This window comes from Anaerococcus sp. AH8042_DFU013_CI05 (genome assembly GCF_047936775.1).
GTDB lineage: Bacteria > Bacillota > Clostridia > Tissierellales > Peptoniphilaceae > Anaerococcus.
Window position 1 is genome coordinate 1436042 of the sequence record NZ_CP175954.1, and the last position, 19649, is coordinate 1455690.

General features: G+C 33.2%; 17 protein-coding genes. All 17 read right to left on the reverse strand.

Annotated features, from left to right (window positions below; genetic code table 11):
• Positions 1 to 5: 5 nt before the first annotated feature.
• The 17 genes from ACKRLN_RS07425 to ACKRLN_RS07505 all read right to left on the reverse strand — a co-directional run bounded on the left by ACKRLN_RS07425 (position 6) and on the right by ACKRLN_RS07505 (position 19641).
• Positions 6 to 479, reverse strand: a complete 474-nt coding sequence (locus ACKRLN_RS07425) for a V-type ATP synthase subunit K (protein WP_203127203.1) — start codon at positions 477 to 479, stop codon at positions 6 to 8.
• A complete protein-coding gene (locus ACKRLN_RS07430; RefSeq protein ID WP_416334743.1) occupies positions 479 to 1984 on the reverse strand; it encodes a V-type ATP synthase subunit I in 1506 nt (501 codons plus the stop codon). The genes ACKRLN_RS07425 and ACKRLN_RS07430 overlap by 1 nt, the downstream gene beginning before the upstream one ends.
• A gap of 113 nt (positions 1985 to 2097) precedes the next feature.
• Positions 2098 to 2412, reverse strand: coding sequence for a hypothetical protein (locus ACKRLN_RS07435; RefSeq protein WP_416334744.1), 315 nt, complete (start codon positions 2410 to 2412; stop codon positions 2098 to 2100).
• On the reverse strand, positions 2399 to 2722 hold the full coding sequence (locus ACKRLN_RS07440) for an ATPase V (protein ID WP_295883757.1): 324 nt from the start codon (positions 2720 to 2722) through the stop codon (positions 2399 to 2401). Before ACKRLN_RS07440 ends, ACKRLN_RS07435 begins: the two co-directional genes overlap by 14 nt.
• Positions 2723 to 2966: 244 nt before the next feature.
• Positions 2967 to 5276: a hypothetical protein gene (locus ACKRLN_RS07445; protein ID WP_416334745.1), complete on the reverse strand. Its 2310-nt coding sequence runs from the start codon at positions 5274 to 5276 to the stop codon at positions 2967 to 2969.
• A gap of 9 nt (positions 5277 to 5285) precedes the next feature.
• A complete protein-coding gene (locus ACKRLN_RS07450; protein WP_416334746.1) occupies positions 5286 to 7340 on the reverse strand; it encodes an efflux RND transporter permease subunit in 2055 nt (684 codons plus the stop codon).
• Positions 7337 to 7936 carry a TetR/AcrR family transcriptional regulator gene (locus tag ACKRLN_RS07455; protein ID WP_203127198.1) on the reverse strand — a complete coding sequence of 200 codons (600 nt, stop codon included), beginning with the start codon at positions 7934 to 7936 and terminating at the stop codon, positions 7337 to 7339. Before ACKRLN_RS07455 ends, ACKRLN_RS07450 begins: the two co-directional genes overlap by 4 nt.
• Positions 7937 to 8093: 157 nt before the next feature.
• Positions 8094 to 9152: a ribonucleotide-diphosphate reductase subunit beta gene (locus ACKRLN_RS07460; protein WP_203127197.1), complete on the reverse strand. Its 1059-nt coding sequence runs from the start codon at positions 9150 to 9152 to the stop codon at positions 8094 to 8096.
• A gap of 177 nt (positions 9153 to 9329) precedes the next feature.
• Entirely contained in the window at positions 9330 to 11858 is a 2529-nt protein-coding gene (locus ACKRLN_RS07465) for a ribonucleoside-diphosphate reductase subunit alpha (RefSeq protein ID WP_416334747.1), read from the reverse strand.
• 177 nt (positions 11859 to 12035) lie between these two features.
• Complete coding sequence (locus tag ACKRLN_RS07470; protein ID WP_295883731.1) at positions 12036 to 12518, reverse strand: RDD family protein; 483 nt, start codon at positions 12516 to 12518, stop codon at positions 12036 to 12038.
• Complete coding sequence (sppA, locus tag ACKRLN_RS07475) at positions 12511 to 13497, reverse strand: signal peptide peptidase SppA (RefSeq protein WP_203127193.1); 987 nt, start codon at positions 13495 to 13497, stop codon at positions 12511 to 12513. Before sppA ends, ACKRLN_RS07470 begins: the two co-directional genes overlap by 8 nt.
• A 219-nt stretch (positions 13498 to 13716) precedes the next feature.
• Positions 13717 to 15720, reverse strand: a complete 2004-nt coding sequence (ftsH, locus tag ACKRLN_RS07480) for an ATP-dependent zinc metalloprotease FtsH (protein WP_295883727.1) — start codon at positions 15718 to 15720, stop codon at positions 13717 to 13719.
• A gap of 2 nt (positions 15721 to 15722) precedes the next feature.
• Positions 15723 to 16193: a MarR family winged helix-turn-helix transcriptional regulator gene (locus ACKRLN_RS07485; protein ID WP_203127191.1), complete on the reverse strand. Its 471-nt coding sequence runs from the start codon at positions 16191 to 16193 to the stop codon at positions 15723 to 15725.
• A 128-nt stretch (positions 16194 to 16321) separates the two neighbouring features.
• Complete coding sequence (locus ACKRLN_RS07490) at positions 16322 to 17206, reverse strand: NAD(P)/FAD-dependent oxidoreductase (protein ID WP_416334748.1); 885 nt, start codon at positions 17204 to 17206, stop codon at positions 16322 to 16324.
• The gene (gene trxA / locus ACKRLN_RS07495) at positions 17206 to 17514 is read right to left on the reverse strand and encodes a thioredoxin (RefSeq protein WP_296142205.1); all 309 of its coding nucleotides are present in this window, start codon (positions 17512 to 17514) and stop codon (positions 17206 to 17208) included. The genes ACKRLN_RS07490 and trxA overlap by 1 nt, the downstream gene beginning before the upstream one ends.
• A gap of 76 nt (positions 17515 to 17590) precedes the next feature.
• On the reverse strand, positions 17591 to 18199 hold the full coding sequence (locus ACKRLN_RS07500; protein ID WP_296142207.1) for a transcriptional regulator: 609 nt from the start codon (positions 18197 to 18199) through the stop codon (positions 17591 to 17593).
• Entirely contained in the window at positions 18199 to 19641 is a 1443-nt protein-coding gene (locus ACKRLN_RS07505; protein ID WP_416334749.1) for a DUF1538 domain-containing protein, read from the reverse strand. Before ACKRLN_RS07505 ends, ACKRLN_RS07500 begins: the two co-directional genes overlap by 1 nt.
• Positions 19642 to 19649 lie beyond the last annotated feature (8 nt).

Consider the following 19649-nt stretch of genomic DNA (forward strand, 5'->3'; position numbering starts at 1 on the left):
TAATATTATGCGTTTAGTACTAGTAGTAGAGAGATTACAAAGCCTAAGATTGCGTATAACTCAACCATTACTGAGTAAACAACACCTTTTACGAATTCATCTTCGTTTTTAGCAAGGATATTTACACCGGCAATAGCTACTCTAGCTTGTCTTTGTGCTGAAGCATAACCAACGATTGCTACTGGAAGAGCTGCCATTAGTAAGTATAGACCTTTTTCAAATGTGATTTGATCTCCACCTGTGATTTGTTGTAGGATAAAGAATCCGATTACGAATCCGTAAAGTCCTTGTGTACCTGGAAGTAGTTGTAGGATAAGTGATTTACCAAATTTTTCTGGTTGATCTACTGTTAGTGCTGCTGTTGCTTCACCTGCCATACCTACACCCTTAGCTGAACCAATACCTGATAGTAGTGTTGCTATTGCTGCTGCTAAAACTGCTAAAACTGTTCCACCGTTTTCAATAAAAAAATCGCTCATTATTTTTCTCCTCTTCTAATGATATTTATATTATTAGTATCTTCTGTCATTTCGCGGAATTTGATACCGCCACCTTCGTAGAATTTGTTAAACATTTCTACATAAATTAACCTTAGTGAGTGTACATATGCTGATAGGTAGGATAAGAACATATTAAATAATTGGAAAACTACAAATATGATTATGCCACCTATTAGGCCGCCTATGCCACTGCCTGCCATCATTTTTACAATTAAGTTTACAGAATAAGCTACGAATCCACCTGAAAGTACAAGGGCCATAAGTCTTAAGAATGATACGAAATCTCCAATCCAAGATGTGATTCCATATAATTCATAAGCACCACTTGCAAGTCTACCAGGCCATGATTTTATAGCACGTCCTGCAAATAATACAATCATTATCATTCCAGCAATCATGATGTATTTTGCAATTGGATTTTTTGTAAGGACTAGAGCAATTGCTCCACCTACTGCCATATACCAGCTAAGTACATCAAAGATTACTCCATCAAAGCGACCATCACGGATTGCCATATATCCTTTTACTCCAAGAGCAAAGAATAAGCTAACACCACCGATTACCAGACTCATTACAATAAGCTCATTGATATCAGTAGTTGTATCAATCCAGCCAAATGGCACATCGATTATACCTCCAAATACTGATCCAAAGATAAATCCAAATACACATGCTGATATGGAAATTCTTAGGAAAAGTTTTAGAGTTTTTTGAGTATCTTTAGGGAAATCTTTTAGTTTTAGGGCAAGTAATATTGCAATAACTCCAAGAAGTCCATAACCTAAGTCCCCAATCATAAATCCTGTAAAGATTGTATAAAATGGAGCAACAATACTGGTTGGATCTAGTTCGCTATATTTTGGTAGCGCATAAGTTTCAACAACATTTTCGTAAGGTTCAACTAATTTGTTGTTTTTTAGAATAATTGGCACATTTGGGTCATCTTTTTGGGCTGGTATTACATCAAGTATGTATTTATCTCCCAATATTTGATTTAAATCTGCCTTAAATTCTTCACTTTTATCGCTTGGCACATAGCCTTCTACGATATTCATTTGACGAGTTTTTAGGAAGTTCTCACTTGAAGCTTCTTTTTTCCTGCAGTTGATGATATAGGCTTGATAGATATATAAGTCTTCCAAATATTTTTTAAAGTCAATTATTTCATTGTCTACTGCTTGGATTTGCTTATTTACCTCATCTTTTTGTTCACCTAGGTCAATTAAGTAATTATTAACCTCACTATCTGCAGCTATTTTTACTCTGGTAAATCCAAATTCTCTAAGTATTTCGGAGAATTTTTCTGCTTCTTTATTTGTTGAAAGGGCTACAACATAATAATTGCCCTCTCTTTCGCTTAGCTTATAAACCAAGGTTCCATCTAGATTTCTTTCTACTAGAGCCTTTTGCAAATCTTCATAGAATCTGCTTGAAATAGTTCCAGTTTCCATAAAAAATCTATCTGACCTATAAAGCTGATCCATGTTGACATCTATATCTTGCCATGGAGATAAGTCGCTTTGTTTTTGGTTTAGGCCATCCCTACTTTGTACAAGTTTTTCACGTTTGGTTATAAGATCTCTTAATTTCTCATAAATTAAATCAAAATGAAGTTTGATCCACGTCTGTTGACCTCTTCTAAAGATAAGTCACTTACTTTCTCATCAAGTTCTTCTGGTAAATCTTTTGTGTAGTCTCTTATGACATCTATCGCATAATTTACCTTATTAAGTGATTCATCAATATGAGCAAGCCTTTCAGTCTCGCGTACTTCACTTATATAATTTTCATCATTTTCTTTTACCAAATCGTTAAAATGTACATAGTTAAAACTTTGTAAGCTATTAAGAAGATTTTCTCTATCAGAGTCGAAACTTAGCAAGTTAAACTTATCCATTTTAACTATTGCCATCTCTTACAATCCTTTCTGTTAAAGCATCGATAATAGTTTTAACATTTTTGTTATCGGTGTTTAAAATATTATTTGAAGCCTCGCGTGCCTTTTGCAAAATAGGTTCTTTACTGCTTTGAGCCTTGCGATTTGCTTCATCAATGAGACCTTTTGCTTTTTGGTTTGCATCAGAGATTATTCTCTTATACTCACTTTCAGCATTAGACTTAGCTTCTGATAAAATGTCTTGTGATTTTATTTTTGCATCACTGACACTTTTTGAAGCAGCTTCTTCAGCCTCTTTGATTTTTAGTAAAATATCATCTGCCATTTTTCACCCCCTAAATAACATTAATTAAATTATACCACAAAATAAGCCCAGAAAATAGGAATAATTAAAATTTTATCAAATTTTTTTGGAACTTTATAGTATAATTTTGAAATTAATTTGCATGTTTTTCATACATATTTTTTTAATACCCAATATAAAAAAATACTTAGAACATATTTTTAAATTTTTTTATAAAATATAAGTGGACCAAATTAAAAATATTTAGGTCCACTTGCTATCTGTATTATTTGATTTTTTCTATAATTCTTGATCTTGTTTCAAAGTCATCTGTGCTTCCAGATATTGAATTATTTTCTTTGGCAAGTTTTGACATTTGATCTAGGATATCACTTACTTTTTGAACATCGCCTGTTTTATTTGTTAATTCATCAATACCTTGAGATTTATAATCTTTTAATCCTTGGGCAAATTCGTGGTAGCCAGCTTCATATTTATCGCTTCCTTCTTTTAATTTGCCTGTTGATTGATTAAGTTCGTTTAATCCTGTATTTAATTGTCTAAGTGCATCTGCTAATGGGTTAATTGCTGTTTCATTGATGTTAGATAGTTGATTTAGTGATTGTGATTTATTTTTAAATTCTTCTAAGCCATTTGAAAGTTTTTGTGAACCATTAGCTAGTTGTGCAGAGTTTTGGTCAAGTTCATTTATAGCACCTGATAATTTTTCAACACCTGCTGTATTTTGGATGGCTCCTTCTTTTAGTTTGCTTGATCCAGCTTTAATTTTGCTTGTTGCCCCGTCAAGCATAGCAATTGATTCTTGTAGTTTTGCAAGATTTGATTCTGAGAATCCCTTATTAATTTTTTCTACACCAGCTGATAGGCTAGTTGATGCTTTTGCTAATTCATCTTTTGAAGCTGATACTTTTGTAGAAATTTCTTTTGAGCCAGCATTGGCTTGATTTATACCTGCTGTTAGTTCTCCAGATGCTTGATTTAACTCATTAAGTCCTGCTTTTACTCCTGTGCTAATTTGTGCACTAGCTTTAAGATTTTCAGCTTCGCCATAAAGTCCATTTTTAATTGCAGCTAGATTTTCAATTTGCTCACTTAGTGTGCCATCTTCGTTATTTCCTTCTAAATTTGCAATTACGTTATCTATTGCATTTGCTTGAGAATAAATATTTTCAAGACTTGTTTCGACATTTATACCATTTGCACTTTCACTTAATTTTTCTATGTTTGAAGTCATATTTGCTGACGCATCAGAAAGTTTTGTAAGACCTCCATTTAACTCATCGACACTATTTGCAAGTGGAGTAATGTTTTGCCCAAAGTCATCAAGTCCTTTTTGTAATTGGCCTAGAGAATCTGTAAGCGAAGATGTTTTTTGATCTCCCGCTTTTGAACTCATAGCAGTTTTTTCTTTTAATTCACTTGTTGCTTGATTTAATTGGGCAATACCGTTATCTAGTTCTGTTGCACCGTTTTGTAATTCTTTTGCACCTTGATTTAGGGCTGGCATATTTTGATTTACTTGGCTAACACCTGCTGTGTATTTATTGATACCAGCATTTAAATTATTTGATCCATCGCTAAGTTGATTTACTGCATTAGTCATTACTGAAACTTGGCCTGGTAAATCTGCAAAGGCATCTCCAAGTTTTTCAAAGTTTGCCAAAATTTTTGCTGATCCATCTGATAATTTGCCAGCACCAGCGTTTAATTGGCTGATACCATCGTTAATTTGTTTGCCACCATTTTCTAATTCATCTGATGCATCTACAAGTTTTGTCATATTATTTTCTAGTTTATCGATACCTTCATTTAAATCATCTAGGGAAGCTAAATTTGTATCTTCTTGGAAAAATTCATTTGTAATTAGGGTATAAATTTCACTTTGTTTGTAGTCAGTGACATCCATCTCTACTTCGATTTTGTCTTTAAATTTATCAAGCTTGTCAGCATCAAGAACATCAGCAAAGTTTTCTTTTAATCCTGGTGTCAAAAGTCCAGTTACAACTTGGTTTTTACCGTCTTTTACGATTTTTCCGCTATCACTTGTGATATTTGAAACCTTGTCTCCATCAAAAATCATTGCTGTTGCTACTGCATATGGGGAGAAAATATTTGTTTCTTTGCCATCAATTTTTGCTGATGTTGATTTTTTGTTTGTAGATTCTGCTACTATTTTTAAGTGGCCAGATTTTCCTTCTAGTTCACTTGCTTTTACTTCCTTACCATCTAGAAAATATTTTACAGACACATCTATTGGTAGTTCACCGTTTGTTTTTCCTTGGTAATAAATGTCTTTTTCTTCTGTCTTCCAGTCTATATATCCATTATTTGCATCAATGGCTTCATCTGTTTCTAGATTTTTAATGTCTTTTAAGTTTGTTTTATCTTTTGTTTTTATATTTTCATCTCCATTTAGCCATATAGATGCTGTTTCATCTACGATTTTATTATCTTCTTTGGTTACATAAATGGTTTCGCTTTTTCTTACAGGTTCTGTAGCTGCATATGATATATTTGCTCCTAGCACTGAGCTTACAGTTACTGCTGCAAGAACTTTTACAAATTTTTTATTCATAAAATCCTCCTAGTTTAATCCTTTTGTTGTTTTCTTTATGAATGGGAATGTCACACTAATTATTGCAGGTAGGAAGATAATAATTACTAGCATAGAAATTATTGCTCCTCTTGCCAAAAATATACATATGGTAGATACAATCTCCATTTTTGAGTAGATACCTACACCGATTGTTGCTGCAAAAAATGATAGGGCTGATGTTACGATTGATTTTGCAGTTTCTTTTGTAGCTACCATTAAGGCCTCATCTTTGTCTTTTGTTTGCTTATATTCATATAAAAACCTATCTGTCATTAGGATTGAGTAGTCAATTGTTGATCCTAATTGGACTACACCAATAATTATTGATGTGATAAATGGTATGGTTTGGCCCATGTAAAATGGAATTCCCATATTTATAAAAATGGCTAGTTCTATTGCTGCAATTAGTACAACTGGAAGTGCAAAAGATTTAAATACCACTGCTATAATTAAAAATACAACGACAATAGAGGCTATATTTACCATTTGGAAGTCCCTATCAGATATTTCTGTTAGGTCATCAGTAAGGACTGCTTCACCTGTTAAGTAGCCATCTGGGTCGTGGGCTTTTACAATCTTATTTATTTCTTCAATTTGTTTATTAACTTCTGGTGATGCGGTTTGGTATTTTGAATTTAGCATAATCATTTGGTAACCATTTTTTACAAAATTATCTTTTAATTTATCTGGTAAAACACTAGATGGCAAGGTAAGTCCGGTCATAGAATTTACGCTTAGGACATTGTTTACACCATCTACTTTTTCAAGCTCATCTATCATGCCATTTATAGATTGCTTACTCAAATCATCTTTTACCACTATAAAGTCAGTAGATGCCATGTCATAATCTTTTTTCATTTTATTTAGGGCAACTATTGAGTCAAGGTCTTGTGGTAAGGACCTATCTAGGTTGTAATAAAGCTCAGTATTATTTGATCCATAAACTGCTGGGATAAATAGGGCTAAAAATACAATAAATAAAGCTTTTCTGTATTTTAAAGTGAAATCTGCAGTTTTTTCAAATGATGGTAATAGTACTTTGTGATTATATTTATTAACCCATTTTTCTGTAAGCAATAGCATAGGTGGAAGAACAACTACTGTTGAGATTAATCCTAAAAGCACACCCTTACTCATTACAAGTCCGATATCTTTACCAAGACCTAGTCTCATTAAAATCAATACTAAAAATCCTGCAAAGGTAGTAAGTGATGATGCAAATATAGATGCAACTGTACTTGTAATTGCCTTTGACATTGCTTCACGATTATCTTCATTTGTTTGTTTTTTCTCTACATATCTGTGATATAAGAAAATTGAATAATCTGTTGTTACAGCTAGTTGGAGTACTGCTGCAATTGCCTTGGTAATATATGAAATCTCCCCTAAGAAAATATTTGTACCAAAGTTATATAAAATTGCATAACCAATATTTAGCATAAACAAAAATGGTATGATAGTTGATTCATTGGCCAAACTTAAAACTATAAGGGCAAGTATAACTGCCAGTGCCACATATATTGGTGTTTCATGATCTATTAGATCCTTGGTATCTTTTACTAAAGAAGAAATACCTGATAGGAATTTTTCCTTAGACTCAATTGCTTTTATCTGATCAATGGCCTCCATAGTCCTAAATGAGGAGGATGATTCGCTAAATTTAACCATTAAAAGAGTAGAATCTTCTGCATAAAAAGCATTTCTTATCTCATCTGGCAAAAATTCATTTGGTACTGTATCTCCCACAATAGAAGATTTTGAAATAACATCTTCTACACCATCAACTTCTAGAATCTGCTTTTTAAGTTCATCTGCATCATGGTCATCTCCCTTTAAAATCAGCATGCCAGTTGCAGCATTTTTAAAATCCTTATCTAGAATTTCTTGGCCTTGGGTAGACTCAAGGTCAGCAGGTAAGTAGGAGAGAATGTCATAATTTACATCAGTTTTTTCATAGCCAATCCAAGATGGTATTAATAATAAGGTCATAATAAGTAAGACTAATTTTGGATGGTATGAAATAAATTTTGATATTTTTTTCATTTAATTTCTCCTGTTCCATTAAAAATTTTTCCTATAACAGCAAATAAAACTGGTTTCATTTCATCAATAGATAAAGTCGAATCTTCCATAAGAGCACTCTTACAAGTGGACATCATAATATCAAATGTCATTGCAAGGATATAAAGTTGTTGAGACTGGCTGTAAGATTTGGAAAATAAATTTTCATACCTACTTAGAATAAATTGCAAAGTCGAGTCAGCTTCAGTCAGTCTTTCATCATGTTCGATTTTTGTATATAGGGCCCAAGTAATATTGTTACTTAAAAGGTCAAGCTCAAATGGATTGGCAATTAAATAATCTATTATGTAATCCACAAAAGAAATATATCTTTCAACTGGATCTTCACCCTTACAGTTTTCCTCAGCTTTTATTATGATATCCATGGCCTTATCAAGGACGATTTTTTCCTTCAAATCATTTTTATCAGTGTAATATAGATAAAAAGTTCCAAGTCCAAAACCAGACTCAGCCATGATTTCACGTACAGAAGCCTTATCAGGACCCTTTTTCTTAAAAACTTTAAGAGCCGCTTCCATAATTTTTGCTTTTTTCCCACCTAATCTATCCGATGCCATAAAACCTCCTATATAAAAATGAACATCGTTCATTTGTTGTTACAGTTTATATTCTACACTCAAATGAACAATGTTCAACTATTTTTAAAAAATTTTATCAATTAGTAAAAATTATTGAAATTTAGGCACAAGAAAAGAACCCCTAAGGGTTCTAATTTTATAAATCGTCTTCGATAATTGAAGATTTGGAGTATGCAGAAACTTTTGCCTCAAAAAAGTCTGTTTTTACTTGGTTAGGGTCAGCGTATTCTTCAACCCATTTCATAGAATCTGGCACTTCGTTATAGCCTTCATATAGATTTCCAAATCCAAGACCTTTCGCTCTTAGGTTTCCTAAATACTTGATATAATCTTCTATCATTTTGCCATTTAGTCCTGAAATATTATCACCAATAGCATATTTTCCCCAAGCAATTTCTTGCTCTACACCTTCTTTTAGCATTTCTGTGTAGTATTTGATGTGCTCTTGGGTAAATAAATCTGGTCTTTCCTTTTTAAGATCATTTATAAGAGACCTAAATAACCATAGGTGGGTATTTTCGTCACGGTTGATGTATCTGATTTCTTGAACAGTTCCTGGCATTTTGCCGTTACGTCCTAGATTATAGAAAAATGAAAATCCTGAGTAGAAATAAATACCTTCTAGAATATAATTTGCAATCAGGGCTTTCATAAAGTTAAATTCGTCATCTTTTTCTAAGAAATCATTGTATTGCTCACCGATGTATTCATTTCTGTGAAGTAAATGTTCGTCATCCTTCCACATATAAAGGATATTTGTACGTTCTTCTGGTGAACAAATTGTATCTAGGATATATGAATATGATTGCGAGTGGATGGACTCTTGGTAGGTTTGAATTGACAGGCAAAGGTTGATTTCATTTGCTGTAACATAGGTTTGCAAATTTGGGAGATTTGCAGTTTGGATTGAGTCAAGATATGTTAAAAATGAAATTATCCTATCAAAGGCAAATTTTTCGTGCTCATCAAGATTTCTATAATCTTTTATATCTTGATTTAGGTTAATTTCTTCTGGTATCCAGAAGTTATTCATAGCTTGGCGGTACCAATCACTGGTCCAGGTGTATTTTAAGTTGTTAAAATCATTTAGATTTGTGGTATTTCCTTGGATAATTTTTCTCTTAGCAAGATCTACATCTCCATCTTCATTGAAAATTCCACGTTTTTCAACTTCTTTTTTTTTGCTATCTTCCATTTTTCGCTCCTTTATTATTACTACTTCTTAATTTAACTGTACCACTATAAATAAAAAGTATATAGTTTTGCCTAAGTCTATTTTTTACAAACTAAAAAAACCTCTGAATTTTACAGAGGCTTTTGTCTTTGATTTTTAAAAATTTTTTATGAGTCGAATATTTTATTTAAATCTTAACTAGCTTGCACAAGAATCGCAATCTTCTACTTCAAGGCTCTTGCCTCTTACGTAGTAAATACTTTTTACTCCTGATTCCCATGCTTTAATATATACGTTTAATATTTGGCGCATGGTGTATTCGTTGGTGATGTAGATATTTATTGATTGGGCTTGGTCTATGTGTCTTTGTCTTACTCCTGCCATTTCCATTGAGATATTTTGGTCAATGTCGTGGGCGTTTTCGTAAAGCCAGAATGTTTTTGTGGTTAGTCCTGGGGCTACTCTTGGTACTATGGCTCCTTTTTTCTCTTCCAGGAAGTATCTGCTCATAATTGGATCAACTCCTGCAGATGTTCCTGAGATAATTGATGTAGAGCCCGTTGGAGCGATTGCCATTAGATAACCATTTCTTAGACCGTTTTTAGCTACTTGATTTTTTAATTCTTCCCAACGCTCGCTATTGTAATCTCTTAAAGCAAAATAATCGCCTGTTTGCCAGTCTGATCCTTCAAACTCTTTGTAAGCACCTTTTTCTTTGGCAATTTCCATTGATTCTAGAATTGCATAGTAGTTTATATCTTCATAAACCTTGTCTACGAATTCTGCGTGGGCCTCACGATTTGTCCATTTGATGTCATTTTTAACTAGCATATGATGGTAACCGCTTGTTCCAAGCCCAATTGCACGGTATTTTTTGTTTGTAACCTCTGCATATGGGGTTGGATAGTAGTTTAGGTCGATTACATTATCTAAGGCTCTAACTATTGTTCTTACAGTTTCTTCTAGGACTGCTTGATCGGTTACATCAAATTTACCAAGGGTTAGACTTGCTAGGTTACATTCTACAAAGTCACCCGGTTTTGTTTTGTTAACTATGATTGTATCGCCGTTTTCATCAACTATTTCTGTTGAAATTGTTTCTGATGAACTCATATTTTGGGCAATTTCTGTACATAAATTTGATGAGTAAATCATTCCCTTGTGTTTATTTGGATTAAATTTATTTACAGCATCTCTATTAAATACAAATGGTGTTCCTGTTTCTGTCCAGGATTTGATTAATAAACGCACCATTTCTTTTACTGGCATTGTTCTTCTTGAGATTTCTTTATCCTCAATGAGTTTTAAATAAAATTCTTTCCACTCATCTCCATAGGTGTCTTCTAATGATTTGCCATATTTTTTTACAATTTCATGTGGGTCAAACATATACCAAGTTGCATTTATATCATCACGGGTCAATTCCCAGAAATAATCTGGAACACAAACTCCAGGGAAAATATCATGGGCTTTCATCCTATCATCGCCGTTATTTGTTTTAAGTCCCAAAAATTCTGGCATATCTTTATGCCAAATATCTAGGTAACAAGCAACTGCTCCTTGGCGGACACCTAGTTGGTCAACTGCAACTGCAGTGTCGTTTGCAAGTCTTATCCAGCGGATAACTCCACCTGCAACTCCTTCAAAACCTCGAATGTCAGATCCATTTGCACGGACTTTTCCAAAATATAAACCCATGCCGCCGCCGTGCTTAGAAACTTCAGCAAAATTTGTTATTGAACGATAAATTCCTTTTAAAGTATCTGGAACTGTATCTATAAAGCATGATGAAAGTTGGTTGAATGGCTTTCTAGCATTTGTCATGGTAGGGGTCGCCATAGTTGCTTTTAATGTTGAAAGAATGTCATAAAGTCTTTTTGCAAAGGCAACACTATCTTTTTCTGGAATTGCTAAGTGCATGGCAATGCCCATAAACATTTCTTGGACACTTTCGATGATATCACCTGTAAATGTACGGATTAAATAGCGTTTTTTAACCAAATCTAAACCAGAATAGGTAAATAAATCATCACGTTCTTTTTTAAGATAGCTTTCTAGCTCATCAAAATCTTCTGGCGAGTAGTTTTCTTTGATATATGCTCCATAAAGGCCAGCATTAGTTAGGTAGTCGATTTTTGATTTAAAATCTACAATGTCGTATCTTTCTTCATTTCTCTTTATTTCACGGTCGATTTCATACATTAAAAATCTTGCTGCAATGATTTCCCAATCTGGAGTTTCCTTGCTGGTAAGCTCACTAGCTGCACGAGTTAAGGCTTTTAAAAGCTCATCGTCAGTCATATTTGCTTTGGTAAATGACTCAAATTTTAAATAAAGTGAATCGATTGGATATCTTTGGTTATCAAATTCATTTTGAACTTTTGAAATAATATCTAAAATTTCTTTGTCACTGATATATTGTTCAAAATCAGTCATTACCTTGCGATCCATATTGTGTTTTGCACGGTAAAGTATAAATGATTTTACTTCCCTATAATAGTTTTCATCTATTAGGGTTAATTCTACTAAATCTTGCACTTCCTCAACTGTCACAGTGTGATCTTTTGGGTATTTTTCATTGATAGTAGCTGCAATCTTATCGCTCATTTCAGATAGTTTTTCATCAGATACTAAACTATCTACTGAGGCGAAGGCTTTTGAAATAGCTATTTCAATTTTTGATTTTTCAAATGGAACACGGGTCCCATCTCTTTTAATAATTTCCATAATTTCCTCTATTTTTCTAATACTATATCTTGTGTATATTTATATCAACTGATAATTATGATACCATATATAGTATTTATTTGAAAAGAAATACATAAATTTAACAAAGCCTATATTCTGCGCTTTAAGCAAAATATAGGCTAGATTTTACAATGTTTTAGATATATTTATATATATTTATAAAATTTCTCTTGTGTTTAAATAATATTCATACTCACGATTCTTAACTACGACAGTGTCACACAACAAATCAATTAGCGATTGCTTTTTTGGAACAAAAGCTATTAGTAGATATAAAATCATATATTTGTTTTGTACATATCTGCCGAATGTTTCACGTGAAACAACTTGACCTAAAGTTAATTTATCTCCTCTTGTAGGAATCACTCTTATATTTGTAATCATCTTTCCTAATGTCTGACCATTATTAAAATAAGTCATGAGAGTAAAGTATGCTAGAGTAATCAGCCAGCTTATAATAGTAAATAATGTGATACTGTTAAAAATATCTACATCACTTCCAATTATGCCTTTTATAATGCTAGCTATAGCATTGACAACTATCATATCAATAGCAAAGGCTAAAAGTCTAATAAAAAAACCTGCATAGTAAAAATCAGTTCGAACTTCTTTCCTATCTACTACTTGAATCTCACTCATAGTAGCCCCCGTAAAGGTACATAGGTTTATTTTTTTCGCTTTCCATAAGCTCTTTTAAAATTTGTAGGTCTGATTTTGGATTATCAGTATTTGATTTAAAGTATGGTAAGTATTTTGCAAAAGCACTTGCAAATTCATTTTTCTCAAATACCACTGGATCTGTAAGTTCATATTTTTCGCTGATATCTGCAACTGCATCATCCAAATCACCTATTTCATCTACCAAACCATTTTCTACAGCTTGGCTACCATCATAAATTCTTCCATCAGCAAGTTTTCTAACTTCTGACTCACTCATGTCACGACCATCTGCTACTACTTTTACAAACCTACCAAAGGCACTGTCTACTAAGGCTTGAAGATATTCTTTTTCTTCCTTATTCATATCACGGCCAAATGTACCTGCATCTTTCATTTTACCAGTTGTAACATTTTGTTCTTTGATACCATGTTCTTCAAATAAACCTTCTAGGGAATAAGATTGCATAATAACCCCAATAGATCCTGTAAAGGTTTCATTTGAAGCGTATATTTTATCACATGGAGCAGATATGTAATATCCACCACTAGCGGCTACTTCTTGCATAACTGAATAAACTGGGATATTTTTTTCTTGTATCTTCTCAACTTTTTTTGCTATACGTTCACTAGCATAAACCGATCCACCTGGAGAATTTACATGCAAGATTACTGCCCTGATTGTAGCATCATCTAGGACTTCATCAAGTTTTTCTGCTAAAAAGTCATTTGCATCATCTTTTGCTATCATTCCATCTACATCAAGAACCATAATTCTTTGATTAGGGTTTGATCCATATAGGACTTCATCTTCAGCCCCCATAAATCTTTGACGGGCTTCTTCATAAACATTTGCCTCATTAAAATCTTTTACTTTGCTTTCTCCTGTGAAAAGTGAAAGCAAAAATACTATGAGGGCAAGGCCTCCTGCTAACCATCTTTTTTTGTTACTGGTCTCCATTTTTCCTCCTTTTATTTCTTATAACAATTTATGTCATAATTATAACATAGATTGCAATGTATTGTTTTATTTTTTATTTTAAGTATAATTATATTGCATGACAGTTATCGTTAACACTAAGAATAATTGTAATGTATAGGCCTCACGGCCTATTTTACATATCATATGTAATATTATATCCAAATAAAAAACTGCCCATTATTTTGGGCAGTTTTTTTATTATTCATCTTCTTGATTGCCCTCAGTATTATCCTTTGGCATATCATCTAGATTTTCATTTATTGGTGGCAAATCATTTATTTCTGTATCTTCATCATCTAAGTCATTTAGGTCGACATCAGTGTTTTGTCTGATTTCTTCCTTATCTATAGAATCTACTTCTTTACGGTTTAATATTTCCATAAATTCTTCACCTGTTATAGTTTCTTCTTTTAATAAGAAGTCAGAAATTTCATGAAGCTTATCCATATTTTCTTTTAAGATTTCAATTGCTCTCATGTGGGCTTGGTTTATAATTGATTGAACTTTTTCATCAATTTTATTTCCTGTTCCACTTGATACAATTAGTCCTCTTTCTCCACCTAGGTATTTTCCTTGGATTTGTTCTAGTTGCATAAAGTCAAAGTCTTCATCCATACCGTATATAGTAACCATAGATCTTGCCATGGCTGTTGCACGTTCTATATCATTGCTTGCACCAGTAGTTTTTGTATTAAATACTAACTCTTCTGCAGAACGACCACCGGCAAAAGTACAAATTTCATCAAATAGCTCTTGCTTGGTCATAATATATTTTTCGTCTTTATCAACTGTCATTGTGTAACCCAATGCTCCACCAGTTCTTGGTACAATTGTAATTTTTGTAACTGGGGTCTTGTGGGTTTGAATTGCTGCTACTAGGGCGTGGCCAACTTCGTGATAGGCAATAATTTTCTTTTGGTCATCAGAAATTACTGCATTTTTCTTTTGTTGACCTGCAATTACAACTTCGATTGATTCTTCAAGGTCCTCTTGGGTTAATTTTTTGCGGCCTTCACGCACTGCTCGCAAGGCACCTTCATTTACGATATTTGCAAGATCTGCACCAGATGTTCCTGCTGTTCTTCTTGCTATTTCTTCATAGTCGATATTATCTTCGCGTTTAATATTTTTAGCGTGTACTTTTAAAATATCTTCACGACCTTGTTTGTCAGGAAGTTCTACTTCAACTTGTCTATCAAAACGTCCTGGTCGTGTAAGGGCTGGGTCTAAGATTTCTGGTCTGTTTGTTGCAGCTAAAAGTACTACCCCCTCAGTTGCATCAAAACCATCCATTTCGTTTAATAATTGATTTAGTGTTTGTTCACGTTCATCATTTCCAGAAAAACCACCTGTATCACGTTTTTTACCAATAGCATCAATCTCATCGATAAATACAATACATGGAGCTTTTTCTTTGGCTTGCTTAAATAAATCACGTACCTTACTTGCACCAAGACCTACAAACATTTCTACGAATTCTGATCCAGAAATTGTAAAAAATGGCACACTTGCTTCACCAGCAACTGCTTTTGCTAAAAGTGTCTTACCAGTTCCTGGAGGTCCTACTAAAAGTACACCTTTTGGTACTTTAGCACCAATTTCTTTGTATTTTCCTGGATTGTGAAGGAAGTCTACGATTTCAAATAAAGAATCTTTTGCTTCTTCTTGACCAGCTACATCCTTAAAAGTCTTTCCTGTTTTATTTTCCACATAAACTTTAGCATTTGATTTTCCAAAGTTCATAAAATCTGCTCCACCACGGCCTCCCATGGTTTTTGTAAGAGATCTTGACGCAAAAATAAATATTGCATATAGGAATAATAAAGGCAAGATTGATGTTAGGAAGATAGTCAACCATGGATTCATAGTTGTTTCTATTTTTCTACTAAATGTTAGCTTATCGTTATTTTTCTTAGCCTCTAAAAGTCTATCTGTTAGATCAGTATCAGCCCACAAACCTGTTTCATAAGTTTGCTCTTTGCCCTCTACTACTGCTTTGAAAGTATATTTTGTTTCGTCTTTGAAAACTTCTGTTACTTGATCTTTTTCAATCATAGTAACAAATTGGCTATAGCTTACCTCTTTTGCAGCGTCTTGGTTGATAACTGGGTTAACTGCAAATCTAATTACAATATAAAGTATGATTGCAATTATCCAATAATACAAAAGAGGTCTATTAGATTTGTTTTTTTTATCGCTCATCTTTATAGTCCGCTCCTTGAGATATAATTATCTAAAAGTACATCAAGGGCTCCTAGTTCATCAATTATTGTTTGTAAATTAACATCTATCTCATCTGTTGGGATGTCTGTTCTGATTTTGTCAAAATATGTTCCAACCTTATCAGCTGCTTTGCTCCCTTTTTCAGTTAGTTCTACATTTACTACTCTTTCATCTTCATCAGATCTTATTCTAGTTACAAACCCTTGTTTTTCTAATTTTTTACAAATGTTTGAAATATTACCGCCTGTTACCCCAATTGCTTTTCCTAAGTTTCCTATAGAAACAGCATCCTTATTAGCATAAAGGGTAATTAGCATTTTTAATTGCAAGGTAGTAATGCCCAATTCTTGAGCTGTATCTTGCAATAATATATCAATTTTATGTGAAATTTCTCTAATCATAGAGAAAATTGAATTATTGAATTCAAAAAAATCAATATGTTCCGTTGCCATAACTCCTCCTGGATTTTTTATCTTTTTATTTATTTTACATATAATTTTAGGATTTTCAATCAAAAAAATACTATTTTTTATATTCTTTTAATTGAAAATAATATTTTTTTTATTTTTATATATCTTATTTACCACAAGTCTTTGGAAAATTTCCCACTTTCAATTAAACTTATGTATTTTGCTGCATCTAATGCTGCAACTTGACCCTCTCCTGCCGCCTTATTTATTTGATATGGTCTACCTGCTACATCTCCTGCAGCATAAAGACCACGGATGTTTGTGCGGCAATTTTTATCAATAATGATGTGTTCATTATCTGTTTTTATAGATGGAACTAATCTTTCTGGTTTTGCTGAATCACGGATAATAAAAAATCCATCCGCTTCTATCTCTTTACCAGATTTAAATTTAAGCTTTGTAGGATTTTTTTCTCCAACAAATTCTACTGGGACTTCTCCATTTATTACTTCAATATCTTCATTTAATTCTGGATTTTCCCTATACATATTTACATAGATAAGTTCATCCACTACTTCTGAAGTGTAATTTGCTTCTTCAACTGATTCTTCATTGTAGCCGATTAAGACAACTTTTTTGCCTTTATAAAAACTTGCATCGCAGGTAGCACAATATGAAACGCCCTTACCAAAAAATCTATCTTCTCCAATCAAATCTTTTTTCAGTTCTATGCCTGTTGCTACAATCACAGATGTAGCTTCAATCATTTTGTCCCCCTTTAGGATAATTGCAAAATAATCTCCCATGGCATATATTTGTTGGACTTTTTCATTTGATCTTTCTATATCATGGCCTTCAAGAGTTTTTTTGAAGTTTTTATTTAATTCTGCTCCGCTTATTGTCCCAAAACCAAGATAATTTTTTACACCTTCGGTTTTTGAAATTGCTGGGGAATCGCTTCCAAATACTATAACACTTTTATTTCTTATGCTTGCATTAACAGCGGCGCTAAGTCCTGCTGGACCTGCGCCGATTACTGCTAAATTATATCTCATTATAAATATTTTCCCATTGCTTCTTCTAGGACATCTTTTGATTGAAAGCCTACAAGAGTTTCTTGTAACTTACCATCTTTAAAAATCATAAGGCTTGGAACAGCATTTACATTATATTCGCTTGCTATTTCTTCTGCCTCATCTACATCTACTCCATAGATTGGATAGTCTACTTCATTTGATAATTCTTCTAATACTGGTGCTTGCATTTTGCAAGGTCCACACCATGTTGCATTAAAATCTACTAGGCAAAGTCCTTTGCCAGCTTCAACTTCATCTCTAAATCCTAATGTGTCTAATTCACGCATTTTTTTCTCCTTTATTTTTGTTATGTATATACAGGAAATTTTATATTGAATTTTTCCTGCTAATAATTAACAAAGGCTAGTTTTGTTCGACTAAACCTCTCACTTCCATAACCGGTAGTGAGTATATTATACCCTTATTTTCTTCTATTAAATTCATCTGTTCATATATAGCATCTCGGATTTTTTCTACTAGGTCTTTTTTAACCAGCATTATTACGATATCCTTTTCTGGCTCTATGTTCATATTTAATAATATCGATTTTACTTCTTTTGCAGAACCACGTCCGTGAACAAGTGTAGCACCCCTTGCACCATTTTCTTGGGCAATGTGTACTGCTTTTTGTCCTTCATGGCGGTCTACAATTACATATAGGGCTACATAATCTATATCAAAATTCAAATCATCTTCTCCTTTATAATCAAGTGATGATGTAAATGCTATACCTGTATTGGTTTTATCCAACTTTTCACTTAAATCATCAAGTATTTTTTTAACACTCTCATCATCCAAAATGGCCATTACAATTTCTTTTTTTACTTTATCTACATGGAGTAAATTTGAAATAGCATCAGGGGCTGAACCATAGCCATACATACATGAAATTGCCTTTGCCCCATCATCTTTTAAAACTTTCATAAAATCGCTGCCAAGGCCCCTTGGCAAAATTACTCTTAAAAACTGCATTATCTACTTCCTTTCTTATAAAGGTAGCCCAAGATCATTATTGTAAGAACTGGCATCATAGCTACAAAAGAAATTACCCCAAATCCATCTGCTACATTGCCTGCCACTCCCTGGCAAAAGGCCAATATAAATGTCGCAGTCATCGGTCCTGAAGCAACTCCTCCTGAGTCAAAGGCAATTCCTACAAAAATTTGCGGAATTTTAAGTGATAGCAATAATGAAAGCAAAAATCCTGGGACAATAACCATCCAAAGGGCAAAATTTTCTGAATTTATTCTGATAATTGCAAGCATAACTGCACTTGCAACTCCAATTGATAAGGCTCTTAAAATACTTTTTCTTTTTATAGAACCACCAGTTACATCTTCAACCTGCTCGGCAAGTACTGCGACGGCTGGTTCTGCTAGGACTACAAGCAGTCCCATTACAAATCCAATTAGTGGTAGTAATTTAGATTCTCTAAGTCCTTCACCCAAAACACGGGCAAGTTCCATAAATCCTGCTTCAACTGAGCTTAAAAATATAATTAAACCCAGATAAGTATACAACAATCCAAGTAAAATTTCTGTTAATTCATCTTTTGGAGTTTTAAAATACTTGGCATTCATTAATAAAAATACAAGAGCTATTGGAATTATAGCAAAACTTGCATTTTTAATTCCACTAAGTATAGCCGATGTGTGGGCTGCTGATTCGATTTCAAAAGTATTTTCTCCAACCGATAAGCTCATCAATAATCCTGCAATAATAGGACCTGCTGAGGCAATTCCTACCAAGCCAAAAGAGTTATCTTCACTGTAATCACCTTTTAAATTTGCAACACCAAGACCAAGAGCAATAATAAATGGAGTTGTCATTGCTCCAGTTGTAGCTCCTGATGCATCAAAGGCAATTGCATGGCCTGTATCATTTGATATAAACATCAAAGCAAAAATGATAATATAAAGAATCCACATGAGTTTAGAAATGGAAATCTCATTAAAAATTCTAAATAGACCCATTGCAATCATAAGTCCAACACCAAGAGAAATAACAGCAACTATAAGCCATGGGGAAAGACCTATGGCATGGGTAATTTGATTGGCCAAAATTAATAGATCAGGTTCTGCCATAGAAATTACAAAGCCAATAAAAATACCAAATAAAATTACTTTTATAATTTTATCAAATCTTCCTAAAAAATCTCCCATCATGCTTCCAATTTTTGAAATAGAAAGGTCAATTCCAGATAAAAATACAGATAGACCTACTATGACTCCAAAAGCTCCTAGGACAAATTTTATTAGCAAATCACTTGCAAGTCCCACAAAAAAATTGAGGATAAATACCAAGAAAACTATAGGCAAAACTGCCTTAGTGTTTTCTTTAATATAATCTAGAAATATAGGCGCCTCCTTATATTGTGTTAAAAAAGGCAATCTTGCGATTGTCTCTTTTAACATAATTGTTT